The sequence below is a fragment of the Peptococcus niger genome, assembly GCF_900101835.1.
GTDB classification, from domain to species: Bacteria; Bacillota; Peptococcia; order Peptococcales; family Peptococcaceae; genus Peptococcus; species Peptococcus niger.
In genome coordinates, this window is record NZ_FNAF01000001.1 from 299,918 (window position 1) to 315,250 (window position 15,333).

Here is a 15,333-nt window from a genome sequence, read left to right on the forward strand (position 1 = left end):
TATACAAAAAAATCGCCCAACATAAAATGTTGAGCGATTTTTTCCTGTTCAGGTTAAATGACCTGACGTCCGGGATAAGCTTTCAAGGCTTCTTCTAAAACTTTCATGGCTTTTTCCAGCTCGCCGGTTTCTAAAATATAAGCAATCCGGGCTTCGTTTTTCCCTAAGCCCTGACTTGCATAGAACCCTTCTAAAGGCGCCATCATAAGGGTCTCTCCCTGGTAGTCAAAATCGGAAAGCATCCAAATAATGAATTTTTCCGCATCATCAACCGGTAATTTAACGGCCACATAAAAAGCACCCTTCGGTTCTTCACAGATAACGCCATCCATTTTTTTCAGGGCGTTAAAGACCGTATCACGACGCTTACGGTATTCATCATTGACCTCTTTAAAGTAGTCAACCGGCGTCCGGTACAATTCTGTAGCACCAATCATTTCAATGGTCGGTACGCATAGACGTCCTTGGCAAAGTTTTAGGACACCGCCCATAAAGTCTTTATTTTTAGATGCCAGGCTCCCGATGCGCGCACCACAGGCACTGTAGCGCTTGGAGACCGAGTCAACAATCACAACGCGGTCCTCAGCTTCCGGGAAGTTACCGAAGCTCTTATAGTCTAAACCGTCATAGACAAATTCACGATACACCTCATCGGCCACAATAAAGATGTCTTTATCAATGGCAATGTCAACAATCATTTTAATTTCTTCAGCGGTATAGACCACCCCGGTCGGGTTGCCCGGGTTGTTTAAAATAAAGGCGCGTGTTTTGTCGTCCAGCACTTTTTCAATTTCTTCGCGGGCCGGAAAATGGAAGCCGTCTTCCGCTTTGGTGGTAATCCCACGCACTTCAACATTGACCGCAGAAGCAAAGCCGTTGTAGTTGGTATAGAAGGGCTCAGCCACCACAATATTGTCACCCGGATCACACAGGGTAATGATTGCAAAAAGCAAGGCTTCACTGCCGCCATTGGTGATGATGATTTCATCTTGGTCAAAATCCATATCATAGGTTTTATAGTAAGCCTGAATGGCCTCAATTAATGTCGCATCACCGGCAGAATCGGCATAAGCTAAAACTTCCAAATCAACATCACGAATGGCATTAAAAAAGCCTTTCGGGGTTTTAATGTCCGGTTGGCCGATATTTAAAGGATAAACTTTTTTGCCCGCTTTCCGTGCCGCATTAGCATAGGGCACCAGGCGACGAATCGGAGAAGATTGCATATGTGATACGCGACTAGACATTTCCATTTTTCTTGTCACACTCCATTTCAAAAAATCAAATAATACAAGCAATTCAAATTGCTACAATTGTCAGTAACATCATACCATGTCGAATATTAAAATACTATGATTTAAATGAACTACCTCTTTATAAACAAAGGCGACCTGGCTTGCAATCCCGCTTCTAGCAAGGGATTGCAAGGTCCAAGGTCGCCGATTAGCTTTTTTAATAGATGAGTTGGCGCCCATTCATAATATATTCCAGCATTAAATCCGTGTCCGTAATAAACACGCGACGCCCTTCCGTGACAATGGCACCTTGCTCACGAAGTGCCCGCATCATTTTTGAAATGGTGACCTTATGCACACCGAGTTTCTGGGACAAGCGAATAAAGCTGGAGTAATCCGGGCTAACGCGCCGCCGCCCCTCTTCCGTTAAGTAGGAATTAAAGTACAGAAGCTTGCACAATTGATTGGGAACGCGCCCTTCCTGGCGTGCTGCAAAGAGCCAGCTGATTTGCCGCTGTTTTTCAATGCTTACCGCTAATAAGCCTTTTAATAGGTCAGCGTCTTCACTGAAATAGGCCATGGCCACATCCACAGGAATGCGATAAGCACACACCGGCTCTGTGGCGATAAAGTTGCATTCACTGACCTGGTCATTTGAAAACATGGCCAAAACCCCAACCAGGGCATCATAAAATGAGCCGAAAGCGGTTTTAAAGTCAAAGAATACTTCATTGCCGCCTTCCGTCTTTGCGCCACGATAGCACCGTCCTGTTTCCAGATAATAAATATTATCTACCGGTTCGCCTTGACGAATGATATAATCGCCACGATAAAAAATAACGCGTTTGACACCACTGCGATTAAGTAAGTCTTCCATACTCTTTTACCTCTTTCATGATTCGTGACATGCTCAGTACAGTACTTGCAAGTTGTTGCTTTGCTGTGCTTTTATAACCGGATTGTGGACGATATATTCAACAATCAGGTCCGCCATATCCACCTGAATATCCTGAACGACCTTCTCTTTGCCGTACATTGGATATTCACCGCCGCCTACAGCCCGATAATTGTTCATAACAATTTTTAGCCGCTGGTCGGCATGCACAGGTTCACCGTGGTAGAGCAATTGAACAATCCGCTCACCCACCGGTTTACGTATATCCATGGTGTAGTCAATTCCTGAATACATATCGTAATTGTAGTATTGGATAAACGGCTTTGCAAAGGCATCGCTAATCCCCAATGAACCGCCTTCATTTATTTTATAAAAAGCTGCACATCTTTCAAGTGCTTTTTTTAAATCTTCACCACTAACGTCCAATACGGCAAGCGTATTGGCATAAACATAATTATTGACAATATTGCGCACCGTTACGGTTTCCGGCAAGCCCGAAGATTGGGCATTAAAAATAGCGGTACAGGAAATATCCACGCCGGACACCTGCATTTGCAGGCGGTTGACAAAGTCAACATAGGGGTGCATATGGCTGCGGGCAAAAATCGGATCGCGAATCTCCATATCGCCCTCGACCCTACCAATGGGCTGGTCCAGCCACTCTTCTACCTCTTGCGCCAAGGGCCCTATGGCCGCCATAATGTCGGGGTTGGGCTCCACATGACCGCTGTTTAACAAGCAAGCATCATGACAGGCCACCTGGTAGGAACCGTCTGCTCCCTTTTCCAGGCACAAATGAATGAGCCCCAGCGCTTCAGCCCGCCAACCGGGCATCACAAAGGGAACATTTTTATAAATTCCGCACATCTGACGGTGTTGATGACCGGTGATCAGGGCATCAATGCCCGGCACTTCATCCACCAGCGCGCAAGCCACATTTTCCCCTTTTTGTAAGCTGATGGACTCACCGGTTTCTGGATCTCGTTCAAATCCGCCATGATAGGAAACGATAACGATATCCGCTTTTTCTCGAATAATCGGCACCCACCGGGCCGCCGTTTCAATCGGGTTGGCAAAGCGCAAGCCCTTAATGTGTGCACTTTTTTCCCAGCGGGGAACGAACTCGGTCACAAGTCCTAAGACACCGATACGTATACCCTGCCGTTCAATAATGGCATAGGGTTGAAAAGCCGGCTCGCCTGTGCTTTCCTTTAATATATTTGCACCAAGGATTGGAAAGGTGGCATCGTGCAGGCCTTTATCCATATAGGCTCGGCCAAAGTTAAATTCATGGTTGCCGATAACGCCCACATCACAACCCATGCGGTTTAAGCAATCAACCAAGGCATGAGGGCCTTTTTCCGGATAATAGAGGGCAAGGTATTGTGCCAACGCCGATCCTTGAATCAGGTCGCCATTATCGATATAAATAACATGCTCATGCTGTTGACGCACAGATTCAATAACGCCGGCTGCTTTTGCCAGCCCTAGGTTCGTAGACTTGCTGTTGGCCAAATAATCCGTCGGACCAATATAGCCATGAACATCACTGGTCGCAAAGACATAAAGATCCATACACACCACCTTCTTGCAAAAGAATATCATATTAAAGTCCCTTAAACAACAAAAGATGGTTGAAATTCAAAAGTAAATGTTGAAATTCAAAAAGTAAATTATGAAAGGTCCCTTGGCGGTTCTGCGTATTGTGCCAGATTACCAAACTTGGTGAATTCCTTTTGAAAAGACAGGGCTACAGAGCCGGTTGCGCCATTTCTATGTTTGGCGATGATGATGTCTGCAATGCCTTGTCTTTCCGTTTCTTCAGGGAAATAATACTCTTCCCGGTAGATGAAGAGCACCAGGTCAGCATCTTGCTCCAAAGAACCGGATTCCCGTAAATGAGATAAGGCCGGGCGTTTATCCTGTGTGGCCTCTACAGAACGGGAAAGCTGGGATAGGGCGATCACCGGGACATCCAGCTCGCGGGCTAAGGCTTTTAGCGAACGGGATATCTCAGAAACTTCCTGCTGTCGGTTTTCGCTTTTACCGCTACCGCCCATCAGTTGCAGATAGTCAATGATGATCAGGCCCAAATCCGGGTGTTCCGCCTGTAACCGCCGGGCCTTGGCCCGCAATTCACGGATGCTGATGGCCGGTGTATCATCAATATAAATCGGCGCTTCAGCCAGGGGGCCTATGGCCGCCACCAAGGGCGCCCAGTCTTCTTCCGGCAATGAGCCAGTGCGCAAGTAAGATTGGTCCACCTGGGCGGTGGCTGAAATCAAGCGCTGAACCAATTGCTCTTTACTCATTTCCAAAGAAAAGATCGCCACCGGCACCCCCTTATCGCCCATGGCCGCATTTGACGCCATGTTCAAACAAAGGGCAGTTTTCCCCATGGCTGGCCGGGCTGCAATGATGATAAAATCACTCTTCTGCCAGCCGGATGTAATATGGTCTAAGTCTACGAAGCCTGAAGGGGTACCCGTCAAATCACCGGTCTGTTGGGAAAGTTTTTCCAACCGCTCCAAATTGGCATCGACAATTTCGCCAACCGGCACCAAACCGCCACGCGCCCGGTCCTGTGAAATATCCAGCACCAATTTTTCCGCTTCATCCAAAATTTCTTCCACCGGGTCTGCGTCCTCAAAGGACCGATCCGAAATGTGCCCGGTGGCATGGATCAATTTGCGCAAAACGCTTTTTTCACGAATAATTTTCGCGTAATGCGCACAGTTGTAAACAGAACCGATGGCACCAGCGACTTGTGCCACTCGCTTTAAACCGCCGGCTTTTTCCAGCAAGTTCATTTTACGAAGCCGTTCGGTAACGGTGATCAAGTCAATGGGCTCTGCGGCTTCATTCATCTCCACCATGACCCGAAACATAATACCGTTTTCAGGAAGGTAAAAATCCTCTTCTTTAATCAATTGCACAACTTCATGAATGCTGTCGCGCTCTCGAAACATCGCAGCCAATACGGCACTTTCCGCTTCTTCACTGTGTGGCGGCAAATTTTGCGCCCATTCGCTCATAACTTTCCCTCCTTCAGCTACAGTTATTATACCATACCCGGTCGACCTTTTGATGGATAAAAGAATGACCTCTGTTGAAATCGCACGGCTTGTGCTACAATTAGGAAAACCACTATGAGGAGGGCACTTATGCAATTTCGTTTTTTACACAACAACATCAATGTCACCGATTTGGAAAATTCGATGGCCTTCTACGAAACAACCCTGGGCCTTAAAGAGGTCCGCCGGATCAATTCTGATGACGGAAGTTTTACCATTGTTTATTTGGGCGATGGTGAAAGTCGCCACCAGCTTGAGTTAACATGGCTGCGGGACCACCCGGGTCCTTATGACTTAGGCGAAAATGAATTTCACTTGGCCTTTGAAGTAGACGATTTTGCTCGAGCTTACGTTTTACACAAGCAGCTGGATTGCATCGTTTTTGAAAATCCTGCCATGGGCATTTATTTCATTGCCGACCCGGACGGTTATTGGATCGAAATTTTACCGGAAAATCACGGTGTTGAACTTTAATTTTGAAAGGAGCGCATGATATGGCTTTTATTTACGATGAACCGTCTCATACTTTCAGTGAGTACTTACTCTTGCCCGGTTATACTTCAGCTGAACACATTCCAAATCAAGTATCCCTTAAAGCACCCCTGTGCCGTTTTAAAAAGGGCGACACCCCTAGACTGTCCGTCAATATTCCGCTGACATCTGCTGTAATGCAGGCGGTTTCAAACGATACCCTGGCCATCGCCCTGGCTCAAGAAGGGGGCATTTCTTTTATCTTCGGCTCCCAGTCTATTGAAAATCAGGCTGACATGGTCCGCCGGGTGAAGAAACATAAAGCCGGCTTCGTCACCAGCGATTCCAATTTGCGCCCGGAAGACACGCTGGCCCATGTGCTCTCCTTGCGGCAAAAAACCGGTCATTCAACCATGGCCGTAACCGATGACGGGGGACCGAACGGCAAGCTCCTGGGAATCGTAACCAGTCGTGACTACCGCCTTTCACGCACACCGCGCGATATGCAGGTCAAGGACTTCATGACCCCTTTTAAAGACTTAATCGTTGGCCGGGAAGATACAACGCTTCCGATGGCAAACGATTTGATTTGGAAACATAAATTAAACCAGCTGCCGATTATCGATAAAGACGGCCACCTCCTCTATTTGATTTTCCGTAAGGACTATGACACCAACAAGGATAATCCTTTAGAGCTTTTAGACGACCGTAAGCGCTATATTTGCGGCGCCGGTATCAACACCCGTGATTACGAAGACCGTATTCCGGCCTTGGTTGAAGCCGGAGCAGATGCGCTGGTCATCGACTCCTCTGAAGGGTTCAGCGAATGGCAGGCGCGTACGCTCCAATGGGCACGTGAACACTATGGGAACGATGTCATCATCGGTGCCGGCAATGTTGTTGACGCTGAAGGCTTTCGCTTCCTGGCAGATGCCGGCGCCGACTTTGTCAAAGTCGGGATTGGCGGCGGTTCCATCTGCATTACCCGGGAGCAAAAGGGCATTGGCCGGGGGCAAGCAACGGCGGTCATTGAGGTGGCAGAGGCGCGTCAAAAATACTACGAAGAAACGGGCATTTACATCCCCATTTGCTCAGATGGCGGAATTGTTTACGATTACCACATCACCCTGGCCTTGGCCATGGGCGCAGACTTCGTCATGTTGGGACGTTACTTTGCCCGCTTTGACGAAAGCCCGTCAAATAAGGTGCACATCGGCAACAGCTATATGAAAGAATATTGGGGAGAAGGGTCTGCCCGTGCGCGCAATTGGCAGCGCTACGACATGGGCGGCGACGGCAAGCTTTCATTCGAAGAAGGGGTTGACTCCTACGTTCCCTATGCCGGTGCCCTAAAAGATAATGTCCAGCTTTCCTTAAGCAAAATTCGCTCAACCATGTGCAATTGCGGCGCCATGTCCATTCAGGAATTACAGGACAAGGCCAAATTAACCTTGGTGAGCGCCACCTCTATCGTTGAAGGCGGCGCCCATGACGTCACCCTCCGCAATACAGACATGGATGGGTCTAACCACTTATAATCACTAGCCGCTCCATAATCTAAAATAGGCTTTGCGTGAAATCATCACGCAAAGCCTATTTTTATGAGCTTAACCGCTTAAAATGACTTAACCCTTACCCGGTGCCTCCGCATATAGGTCAATCGGCCTATCGTGGAGCAGGGTGCCGTCAACCCATAACGCCAGGGTCCAGCGGCCGGTTTTGTCTGCCAGGGGCACCCGCCAAATAATAGGGCGTTCAATCCCTTCATTCACGCTGTAGCGCCATTCGCTGCCATAAGGACGGCGATTGGTTGGCAGGTAATACCACTCTGTGTGGTCCTCTTGTGCCAATCGCAAGGCCACCGCCTCGCCTTGGTAAAAGCTGGCCTTAACATATAGGGCATCTCCGTATTGAAAAATCGTCCCATGACAGTCATCCAAGCCTTCTTCCTCAGCGCTGACCGGCAGGGCAACATCCACCTGAAGTGGCATTTGCCAGCTACCGAGTATGCCCACGGCCTCTTCATTCAGGGCTTTTAAGGTCATCGGTGCAAAGAGGCGCAGGTCAGCAGCGGCCTCTGCCAAGCTATATTCCAGCAGGACCTTTCCATCCGGCCTCATCAGGCAACCTTCACTGGTAACGGCTGCCTTCTCCATGGCCCGATAAATGGCCGGCGGATGATTGTCTTTTGCAACAGCCCCCAGGTGGACCAGAAAAGCGTCATCCACCGGGCGCAAACGGTTGAGAACCGGAGAACTGTTCTGACCCTGCCAAAGGGACTGACAGGTCAAGCCTGTGCAAAGACGCACCTCCGGCAAGCCCTGCCCCTCCGCCAAACGATGGGACAGCAAGTGTACCGTTCCGCTGGGCACCGGAAGCAAGGCCGCCGGGTCATATTCGTCGGCCGGGTAGGTTACCTGACAAAAAGCTGGCTCCGGAAAGGTCCCCTGTAACCGGCGCTCAGCAAAAATTTGCCGGCAAGCAGCGGTGACCGGATCCAGCACAAAACTCATGCCCAAGGCGGCTGCACTCACCCAGATGTAGCCCTCCTCCGGGTCTTCATAAAGAGAGGTCAATTGAACCGGGTCACTGCCGCTTTGTCCGGTACGCTGCGACAATTGACGCAGCTGGTCGTCCGGTTGCCAAAAAATCTGCGCATGACCATCCGGCAAAAGTTTCCAAAGCGTATTGCGGACCGTTCCTTGGCCCGGGTCGCCGCCGATGACCAATAAGCTGCCATCCGCTATTTCAAGTAAATCATCAGAAAAGCCGGCGCCAAACCGCCATTCTCGGTAAAGGTATCCCAACGGATCTATTTCCCAGATGGCGGTCCCCGCATGCGGCGGTGCCGGATTGAGCGGGGCCCCGGTCAAAAAATGCCCCCGCCGGTTGATGGCCAGGACATGGCTGCAGGGATCTGTGAGGCACCACCGCAGACGCCCTGCTGCATCATAAGCCAGCGGACCTTTTTCACCGTCTGCGAAGACAACCCCAAAAAAGTCAGCCCTGTCACCATCACAGGAAAATGCCGGGCCCTGGATTGACGGCGTCTCAGCGAACAACACGGTGCGGTCACCTGCTCCGTCATGAAGGACAACCGGCGTTCTTTCACCGGCAGGCAGCCCCCAGACCCCAATCAAATGCCGTTTAGCCCTAGGCGTCTGCCGGCATAAACCGGCCACTTCAAGGGTAAAGGACCGGGGCCAATCCGTATGAAAGCAGACCACCGCCGATAAGGGGGCCCGCCCAAAGGGGTCCATCACCAGGCAGGGGTCCTCAAACGAATGGGCGGCGGCCAGCTGCATCAGCCGGTCTCGCTGAGCCGCTTGGGTGGCCCAGGGAGACGGCGTATAGCGCGCCATCTTTACGCCTGTCCAATCAAATTTAAGACACTCATATTAAAATTTTTTAAGATGGCTTCCGCTTCATCAGGCGTCATATCGCCGGTCTTTGCCCGTTGTAAGGCATCTTCGGCTTCTTGATAAACCGCTTGAAAGGCCTGCCAGGAGGCCGCATCATAATCTTTTTCCTCAAAAGCGGTGGTCCCTTTCATGAGCCGCTGAAGTTTGACCAGTGCCCGAACCTCCCGGTCTTCTTCTTGGATGTGGCGGACCAGGTCTCCCAGCAAATAGGTCCGATTATTATCAGTCACCATGGCCTTATAGGGCAGGTCAATTTCTCGGTCACGCAAGCCGGCCAGGAGTTGATCCAGCAGGGGGTCATCCAGGTCCATCAACATAAAGGGAACATCCGGCGCATCATCAGGCTCTTTGTTCAATTGCCCCTGGCCGTTGTCCAATATTTCCTGCACCGTTAACAATAAATCGCCGGGGCTCAACTGCCGCCAGGGTTCATTTAAACCGTTCAATACATTCATCAATTGCACCCGATCCTTATCTGATAGGGCGTCCATATTATACATCCAGATCATATATCCTCCTTGGGTTCAGCTGTAAGTTGCTATGTCCTCTATTGTGATTATCGCAGGCAGTGGAGCCTACCGCACCGCCTCAAGCGTCACGGCTGACAAAAAGCCAGGCATCGCCGCGCATCAGCTCAATGCTGGCATAGGGCTCAGAAAATTCATTGCTGATTAAGAGGCTTTGGCCAAAAGGGACATCCGCCCCTTCCAGCGGATAATATAAGCCCGACAGGCTCAAGCCTATCCCTGCATCATCTGTCGGTACCAGGCTCAGGCGGTGGTCCGAAGCGGGCACCCGGTAGTGTCCCGGCGAAATATAGCGCATGGCATTGACCGCATCCCACATCACAATGGGCTTGTTCCGTCGGCCAAAGCCGGTCAGCAAAAAGCCGTTGCCGGCACTATGGTCCCAACGGCTGCCCGTACCGCCCAACAGCACCACTTCTTCATAGTCATGGTCAAAGAGCCATTCGAGCGCCACTTGGGTATCCGTGTAATCCTTTTCTGTCGGCAAAACCACCGTTTGACAATGTGATTTCTGCAGCTCCGCATAAATATCCGGCGCCAGTGAATCCATATCGCCGATGATCAGGTCGGGAAAAATTCCCATACGAAACAAGCAGGCCGCACCGCTGTCAGCACAAAGGGTAAAATGACAGCATTGGCGGGCCTGGTCAATAAGCGGTGGCGACGGTGGCCTTCCACCGGTAATCAGCAAGCCCCGCCGAGTCACCTCAGGGTTTAATAGGGTTTCTGTCAGCTGGATCATTTGCGTACCATTTTTACATCAATTACGCCTTTGCCGTAATCGACGATCAGCCCCTTATAAGGTCCTTCTACCGCATCTAAATCATAAATCAAGTGTCGGCGGAAGACCGCCATCCGGTCGCGGGAAGAAATTTCAGCCACGATGGCCGTATGCGGACCAAGGGGCAGGTCGGTCAAGAGAAAGGTCGCTTCCTGACCGGGGTCAAGCCCTTTTTGCTCCAATAAATGAGCTGCCGTATCGGTGCCCAGGTAGACATCCAGGCTTTCTTCTGTGGCGTTGATCAGGGTCAGCGTCATCGATTCTTTTGCTGCCTTGACCTGGCGGCCTCCCAAACCGATGACCGCCAATGCCAGCAGGGCAAGCCGTATCAATCGTTTACTGTTCATACGCATTCCTCCTAACTGAATAATAGCACATGCCCCCAACCGGGCGCAATCCGTATGTTTGCAGCCGCCCGTCTGCATGGTATACTGGTCTTGGCAATATTATTTTAAGGCAGAGAAGATGGAGGGGTACCATGCAGGCAGCTATTTTTGACATGGACGGAACATTGGTGGATTCCATGCCCTATTGGCGACATCATTTGGCCTGTATTTTAGCCGAAAACGGTGTCGACTACGGGGCAGAGATGGACCGGCTGGTCAATCGGCACGGGGCTTTTGATTTGTTGATGGAAGCCCTCTTGCCCAAGCATCCGGACATTACCCGGACCGAGGTCATTGACCTATACCAGGGCCGGATGCAGGCGGATTACCTGACCCGGATACAGCCTAAAGAAGGGGCCCTGGCTTACTTATCCTTTTTACGGGAACGAGGCATTGCCTGCTGCATCGCCACCGCTACGCCGCGCTACCTTTACGAACCCATGTTGACCCGTACCGGCTTAGCCGATCTGGTTGATTTTTCCATCACGGTTGCGGAAATCGGTAAGGGCAAGCGCGAACCGGATATCTTTTTATATTGCGCCAAGCGTTATGGCTTGACAGCCGGTGATTGTGCTGTTTTTGAAGACACCCTATCGGCACTGCGCACCGCAGCCCAAGCGGACTTTTACACCGTTGGCGTGGCCGATCCCTCTGCCGTCGGCGATGAGGAGGCCATTGAAACCTGCTGCAACCGTTACATTCATTCCTTTAGCGAGCTGGCAGAAGCCCCCCTGCCCTTTAGGAGGCACCATGGATAAACCGCCTTTACACACCCATTATTACGCCTTGGACGTGGCTGAAGACTGGCAGTCCTTCACCTATATTTGCAAGGAAAATGTCATGGACCAAATGGACCGCTATAATTTTGCCGCTGCCAATTGGGCTTATACCTTAGAAGACCTGGAAGAAAAAACCTTCAGCATCCTGCTCTTTATTACCGGCGGCGATGAAGCGACCGTAGCCCAAATGATTCTGGATGCCGAGGCAGAAAAAAACGACTGAACCGCATGCTGACTTTAAAAAGGCTCCCCTTCCAAAGTCAGCATGGCACCAGTCGTTTTTTCTAATGGGTCACGATTACCGCCCGCATCCCCATCAGGACATAATTTTTCAAAAAAAGCCAGAGCGGCATTTCCCGCGCGCCATTCTGCGGATCGGACAAGTGGACAGACCGCCAATTGATGCCGTCAAGAACGGCCACGTGCAAGTTGGTATAGGGCGAATAGGATTTATCGCCCAGCTGCCAGGTCACGTTAGGATCGCGGCGCGGATTTTTATCGTCCACCGTAATCCAAACCAGGGACGGCTCTCCCCGTTGCAAATGAAAGGCCAGCCGCCAAGGGTCTGTTACCAGCGGTGCCTTGGCCTTTAAGGGCAGGTGACAATCGTCAAAGTAAGCCTGCGCCGTTCGCGCAATGACCGCCTGGTAGGCGTAATAGCCGTCACCGTAGGGGTCTCCGACATAGGCCTCATGCGGATCGGTAGTCCCAATCGGGCCCTTGTCCAAATAGTTGTTGACAAGGCTTGCCCCGTCAATGGGGGCCATATAATAAGACGATACCATGGCTAAAGATACCGCTTCACAGCCATTGGGCAAGGTCGGCAATTGACTTTCATAAGGGACTTCCAATTGCACCGGTCGCAAGACAAAAATTGTTCCTAAAATAATCAAAAGCGCCAAGAGGCGCACGATCCATTTCAAGCCACTCACACCTTTCTTCCTAAATATCACTGTCATGCTAACATGCTAAGGATTCTGTGTCAAAAGGCGGTTGGCTGTTTAAAAATACAACGGTTTATTGTATAATCTGACACAGACCATAAAGGAGGATGCTTATGTCTCAAGACAGTAAAGCCGGCCGCTTGATCACCGGTTTATTTTCAAAACTATGGCACCTATTTGCAACGATCCTCATTTTAATTTTACTCATTACCACTATTTTTATCGGTATTAACATCTACGTTTTAGCGCAAGGCAGCAATAATCTTTGGGCCCCAAACGAATTGGCCGACAAAAATACAGACCTCATCCTGGTCCTGGGGGCCGGTTTAAATGCCGACGGCAAGCCCAGTCCAATGCTTGCAGAACGGCTGGATACCGCAGCGGCCTTATACAAAAATAAAGCCGGTCGAAAGCTTCTCCTGTCCGGCGATACCGACCAAAATTATTACGATGAAACAAAGGCCATGCAGACCTATTTAAAAGAGGCCGGCATTCCTGAAAAGGCCATGGAAATTGATCCGGACGGCACCAACACCTACAATTCCGTCTTGCGCGCTAAAAATAAATTTAACGCCCATAGGGTCATCGTCGTCAGCCAGCAGTACCATCTCTACCGGGCTTTAAATATCGCCAAGACCCTAGACCTAAAAGCTTACGGGGTCCCGGCTGATCAACATCCCTGGGAGGGTCGCCAGGTCTACGAAAGTCGTGAGTTCTGGGCCCGCATCAAAGATGTCCTGCAAAGCCACAGCGAAAATTGGCCCCTCCTCATTAAAGACGGACTGAACGCCGGCATTGACTGGTCGCGCGACCACGTTGCCCAACCGATTTTCAATTTTGATGCCAAGAAAAAATAATGACCAAAGCAATCAGCGCCCTAGAGGAAGGCTTCTGCCAGCCAGCGGAAGCTTCCTCTAGGGCGCTCTTTCTTTAAACGAAATAACCCAGCAAGCCGCAAATAAACATGCCGGGCAATAAATTTGCTGTCTTAAATTCCTTAATGCCCGCCACCGATAAGCCAATGGCCACAATTAAAAGCCCACCGGACGAAGACATGTAAGCAATCACCTGGTCGGTTAAGACCGGCTCTAAAACCCCTGCCAAGAGGGTCAAGCCCCCCTGGTAAAGGAAGACCGCCGCCCCGGAAAAAGCCACGCCGACACCCAGAGTCGATGCTAGGACAATCGACATAATGCCGTCAATGGTGGCTTTCACAAACAATACGTCATAATTATGATTGACACCGGCTTCAAAAGAACCGACGATGGCCATGGCCCCAATGCAAAAAATCAGCGATGCGGACACAAACCCATCTACAAAATTCGAATCTTGCACCCGCAGGCGGGCCTTAATCGTCATGCCCAAATGGTTTAGGCGGTCATCCAGCCGCAAGGCCGTGCCGATAAGGGCACCAATGGATAAGCCCACCACCAGCACCACATCATTCGGTGATTCGAGGGCCATTTTCAAGCCAATCATCATCACCACCAAACCGTTTACCTGCATGACCAGGTTGCGCACTTCCGTCGGCAGTCCCCGCTTCAAGAGGAGCCCCAAGAGGGCCCCTAAAACGATGGCCCCCGCATTTACAAGCGTTCCCGGCATCCTATCCTCCCCTTCTATACCGCTGCCCGCAACGATTTGTGGGCTCCCCCTAGGGTCTTCATTGACGAACTCTACTCACGGCCCGCCTCTGCTTGCGCCGCCAACCGCTCCTGCCATTCCCGGTATGAATAGGGACAGCCGCAATAGGACTGGCGGTAAATGCCTTCTGCTTTACAAAAGGCAATGCTTTTCTGATAGCCAGCTTTTTTCTTAAAGTCATTCGGCAAGTGGGCAATCCCCAGCTGTTCGCCGATGCTTTCCCCGATGGCGTTGATCTTCTCAGCGTTTTTATAGGGGCTGATGGAAAGTGTTGAAGCAAAATAATCAGCCCCGGCTTTTTTCGCCGCTTCTGCCGCCGCCCGCATGCGGAAGGCATAGCAGTGGAAGCAGCGTTCACTGCCCTCACCCAAGTGGGTATAGCCTGCCACTGCCTGTTGGAAGCGGGTTGGATCATACAGCCCCGTTGCCAGCTGGATGTCATATTCCTCCGGCAAGGCATCGATGACTTTTTGTTGATAGAACAGCCGCTTGTCATACTCTGCCCGCGGCGAAATGTTCGGGTTATCAAAATAAACCGTGATCTGAAAAAAAGGCGCCAAATAGGCTAAAATGGCCGATGAGCACGGTCCGCAGCAGGAATGCAAATACAATAAGGGCCGGCTGCCCCCAAGCCCTTCAATCAACCGCGACAGCTCCTGATCATACCGACGTTTGGATAGATTTGCTGACATAGCTCACCTCAAGACCAATTCTTTAACCATCAGCACATGCGGGCAATCCTCTTCCATGAAACCCGGCCCCTGCTGCTGATAGCCACATTTTTCATAAAAGCCCTTGGCCTGGGCCTGGGCATGTAATTCAACACGCTGGCCGCCTTGGGCCAGTATTAAGGCTTCCGCCAGCGCCATCACCCGCCGTCCGGCACCGCTTTTCCGCGACCGCTTGGATACCGCAACACGCCCAATCCGGTAAATCTCCGGCTCATCCGGATTCGAAAAAACACGCGCTGTCCCCACCGGCACATCATCATCGTAAACGACAAGATGCAAGGCCAGGTCATCCAGCGCATCAAACTCTTCAACAAAAGCCTGTTCTTCTATAAAAACCGTCCGGCGAATTGCCTCCGCCTCCGCTGGCATTCCCCATTGTACTTTCACCATAAAAAACGCCCCCCTTTTATCTCTACTTTAAAGGGTAGGCGTCCCCTTCTCCCT

At 50.7% G+C, this 15,333-nt stretch carries 17 protein-coding genes; 5 read left to right on the forward strand and 12 right to left on the reverse strand.

Going from position 1 to position 15,333, the window contains the following annotated elements; translation table 11 throughout:
• Positions 1–53: 53 nt before the first annotated feature.
• The 4 genes from BLQ16_RS01580 to dnaB all read right to left on the reverse strand — a co-directional run bounded on the left by BLQ16_RS01580 (position 54) and on the right by dnaB (position 5,165).
• Positions 54–1,253, reverse strand: a complete 1,200-nt coding sequence (locus tag BLQ16_RS01580; protein ID WP_091790997.1) for a pyridoxal phosphate-dependent aminotransferase — start codon at positions 1,251–1,253, stop codon at positions 54–56.
• A gap of 199 nt (positions 1,254–1,452) precedes the next feature.
• A complete protein-coding gene (locus BLQ16_RS01585) occupies positions 1,453–2,112 on the reverse strand; it encodes a Crp/Fnr family transcriptional regulator (protein ID WP_091790998.1) in 660 nt (219 codons plus the stop codon).
• Between the two features lie 33 nt (positions 2,113–2,145).
• Positions 2,146–3,705: a bifunctional metallophosphatase/5'-nucleotidase gene (locus BLQ16_RS01590; RefSeq protein WP_159427936.1), complete on the reverse strand. Its 1,560-nt coding sequence runs from the start codon at positions 3,703–3,705 to the stop codon at positions 2,146–2,148.
• Positions 3,706–3,803: 98 nt separating this feature from the next.
• Entirely contained in the window at positions 3,804–5,165 is a 1,362-nt protein-coding gene (gene dnaB / locus BLQ16_RS01595; protein ID WP_091791000.1) for a replicative DNA helicase, read from the reverse strand.
• A gap of 129 nt (positions 5,166–5,294) precedes the next feature.
• Here dnaB and BLQ16_RS01600 point away from each other — a divergent pair, with 129 nt between their 5' ends.
• Both BLQ16_RS01600 and BLQ16_RS01605 read left to right on the forward strand, forming a co-directional pair.
• Complete coding sequence (locus BLQ16_RS01600) at positions 5,295–5,678, forward strand: VOC family protein (protein ID WP_091791001.1); 384 nt, start codon at positions 5,295–5,297, stop codon at positions 5,676–5,678.
• 20 nt (positions 5,679–5,698) lie between these two features.
• Complete coding sequence (locus BLQ16_RS01605) at positions 5,699–7,213, forward strand: IMP dehydrogenase (protein WP_091791002.1); 1,515 nt, start codon at positions 5,699–5,701, stop codon at positions 7,211–7,213.
• A gap of 87 nt (positions 7,214–7,300) precedes the next feature.
• On the opposite strand, the gene BLQ16_RS01610 is transcribed toward BLQ16_RS01605, so the two are convergent.
• The 4 genes from BLQ16_RS01610 to BLQ16_RS01625 all read right to left on the reverse strand — a co-directional run bounded on the left by BLQ16_RS01610 (position 7,301) and on the right by BLQ16_RS01625 (position 10,752).
• Positions 7,301–9,037, reverse strand: coding sequence for an aryl-sulfate sulfotransferase (locus tag BLQ16_RS01610; protein ID WP_091791003.1), 1,737 nt, complete (start codon positions 9,035–9,037; stop codon positions 7,301–7,303).
• Between the two features lie 2 nt (positions 9,038–9,039).
• Entirely contained in the window at positions 9,040–9,606 is a 567-nt protein-coding gene (locus BLQ16_RS01615) for a DUF3783 domain-containing protein (protein WP_091791004.1), read from the reverse strand.
• 79 nt (positions 9,607–9,685) lie between these two features.
• Positions 9,686–10,366 carry a thiamine diphosphokinase gene (locus BLQ16_RS01620; protein ID WP_091791005.1) on the reverse strand — a complete coding sequence of 227 codons (681 nt, stop codon included), beginning with the start codon at positions 10,364–10,366 and terminating at the stop codon, positions 9,686–9,688.
• A complete protein-coding gene (locus BLQ16_RS01625; protein ID WP_091791006.1) occupies positions 10,363–10,752 on the reverse strand; it encodes a hypothetical protein in 390 nt (129 codons plus the stop codon). The genes BLQ16_RS01620 and BLQ16_RS01625 overlap by 4 nt, the downstream gene beginning before the upstream one ends.
• A gap of 131 nt (positions 10,753–10,883) precedes the next feature.
• Here BLQ16_RS01625 and BLQ16_RS01630 point away from each other — a divergent pair, with 131 nt between their 5' ends.
• The gene (locus tag BLQ16_RS01630) at positions 10,884–11,549 is read left to right on the forward strand and encodes an HAD family hydrolase (protein WP_159427937.1); all 666 of its coding nucleotides are present in this window, start codon (positions 10,884–10,886) and stop codon (positions 11,547–11,549) included.
• Positions 11,542–11,793 (forward strand): hypothetical protein, encoded by a 252-nt coding sequence (locus BLQ16_RS01635; RefSeq protein ID WP_091791008.1) that lies wholly within the window; start codon positions 11,542–11,544, stop codon positions 11,791–11,793. Before BLQ16_RS01630 ends, BLQ16_RS01635 begins: the two co-directional genes overlap by 8 nt.
• Before the next feature lie 61 nt (positions 11,794–11,854).
• Here the strand turns inward: BLQ16_RS01635 and BLQ16_RS01640 are convergent, their stop codons facing one another.
• Positions 11,855–12,502: a C39 family peptidase gene (locus BLQ16_RS01640; protein WP_159427938.1), complete on the reverse strand. Its 648-nt coding sequence runs from the start codon at positions 12,500–12,502 to the stop codon at positions 11,855–11,857.
• A gap of 125 nt (positions 12,503–12,627) precedes the next feature.
• Here BLQ16_RS01640 and BLQ16_RS01645 point away from each other — a divergent pair, with 125 nt between their 5' ends.
• Positions 12,628–13,371, forward strand: coding sequence for a SanA/YdcF family protein (locus BLQ16_RS01645; protein ID WP_159427939.1), 744 nt, complete (start codon positions 12,628–12,630; stop codon positions 13,369–13,371).
• Positions 13,372–13,444: 73 nt separating this feature from the next.
• Here the strand turns inward: BLQ16_RS01645 and BLQ16_RS01650 are convergent, their stop codons facing one another.
• From BLQ16_RS01650 to BLQ16_RS01660, 3 genes are all read right to left on the reverse strand, one after another.
• Positions 13,445–14,119, reverse strand: coding sequence for a DUF554 domain-containing protein (locus BLQ16_RS01650; RefSeq protein ID WP_091791011.1), 675 nt, complete (start codon positions 14,117–14,119; stop codon positions 13,445–13,447).
• 71 nt (positions 14,120–14,190) lie between these two features.
• Positions 14,191–14,850, reverse strand: a complete 660-nt coding sequence (locus tag BLQ16_RS01655; RefSeq protein WP_091791012.1) for an epoxyqueuosine reductase QueH — start codon at positions 14,848–14,850, stop codon at positions 14,191–14,193.
• A 3-nt stretch (positions 14,851–14,853) separates the two neighbouring features.
• Complete coding sequence (locus BLQ16_RS01660) at positions 14,854–15,279, reverse strand: GNAT family N-acetyltransferase (RefSeq protein WP_091791013.1); 426 nt, start codon at positions 15,277–15,279, stop codon at positions 14,854–14,856.
• Positions 15,280–15,333: the final 54 nt, after the last annotated feature.

Bases quoted from the DNA above. Each gene is read 5' to 3' on its own strand.
- BLQ16_RS01635 (WP_091791008.1), top strand. From the start codon at position 11,542: ATGGATAAACCGCCTTTACACACCCATTATTACGCCTTGGACGTGGCT.
- BLQ16_RS01660 (WP_091791013.1), bottom strand. From the start codon at position 15,279: ATGGTGAAAGTACAATGGGGAATGCCAGCGGAGGCGGAGGCAATTCGC.
- dnaB (WP_091791000.1), bottom strand. From the start codon at position 5,165: ATGAGCGAATGGGCGCAAAATTTGCCGCCACACAGTGAAGAAGCGGAA.
- BLQ16_RS01625 (WP_091791006.1), bottom strand. From the start codon at position 10,752: ATGAACAGTAAACGATTGATACGGCTTGCCCTGCTGGCATTGGCGGTC.
- BLQ16_RS01615 (WP_091791004.1), bottom strand. From the start codon at position 9,606: ATGATCTGGATGTATAATATGGACGCCCTATCAGATAAGGATCGGGTG.
- BLQ16_RS01630 (WP_159427937.1), top strand. From the start codon at position 10,884: ATGCAGGCAGCTATTTTTGACATGGACGGAACATTGGTGGATTCCATG.
- BLQ16_RS01580 (WP_091790997.1), bottom strand. From the start codon at position 1,253: ATGGAAATGTCTAGTCGCGTATCACATATGCAATCTTCTCCGATTCGT.
- BLQ16_RS01650 (WP_091791011.1), bottom strand. From the start codon at position 14,119: ATGCCGGGAACGCTTGTAAATGCGGGGGCCATCGTTTTAGGGGCCCTC.
- BLQ16_RS01590 (WP_159427936.1), bottom strand. From the start codon at position 3,705: ATGGATCTTTATGTCTTTGCGACCAGTGATGTTCATGGCTATATTGGT.
- BLQ16_RS01600 (WP_091791001.1), top strand. From the start codon at position 5,295: ATGCAATTTCGTTTTTTACACAACAACATCAATGTCACCGATTTGGAA.
- BLQ16_RS01585 (WP_091790998.1), bottom strand. From the start codon at position 2,112: ATGGAAGACTTACTTAATCGCAGTGGTGTCAAACGCGTTATTTTTTAT.
- BLQ16_RS01645 (WP_159427939.1), top strand. From the start codon at position 12,628: ATGTCTCAAGACAGTAAAGCCGGCCGCTTGATCACCGGTTTATTTTCA.
- BLQ16_RS01610 (WP_091791003.1), bottom strand. From the start codon at position 9,037: ATGGCGCGCTATACGCCGTCTCCCTGGGCCACCCAAGCGGCTCAGCGA.
- BLQ16_RS01605 (WP_091791002.1), top strand. From the start codon at position 5,699: ATGGCTTTTATTTACGATGAACCGTCTCATACTTTCAGTGAGTACTTA.
- BLQ16_RS01655 (WP_091791012.1), bottom strand. From the start codon at position 14,850: ATGTCAGCAAATCTATCCAAACGTCGGTATGATCAGGAGCTGTCGCGG.
- BLQ16_RS01620 (WP_091791005.1), bottom strand. From the start codon at position 10,366: ATGATCCAGCTGACAGAAACCCTATTAAACCCTGAGGTGACTCGGCGG.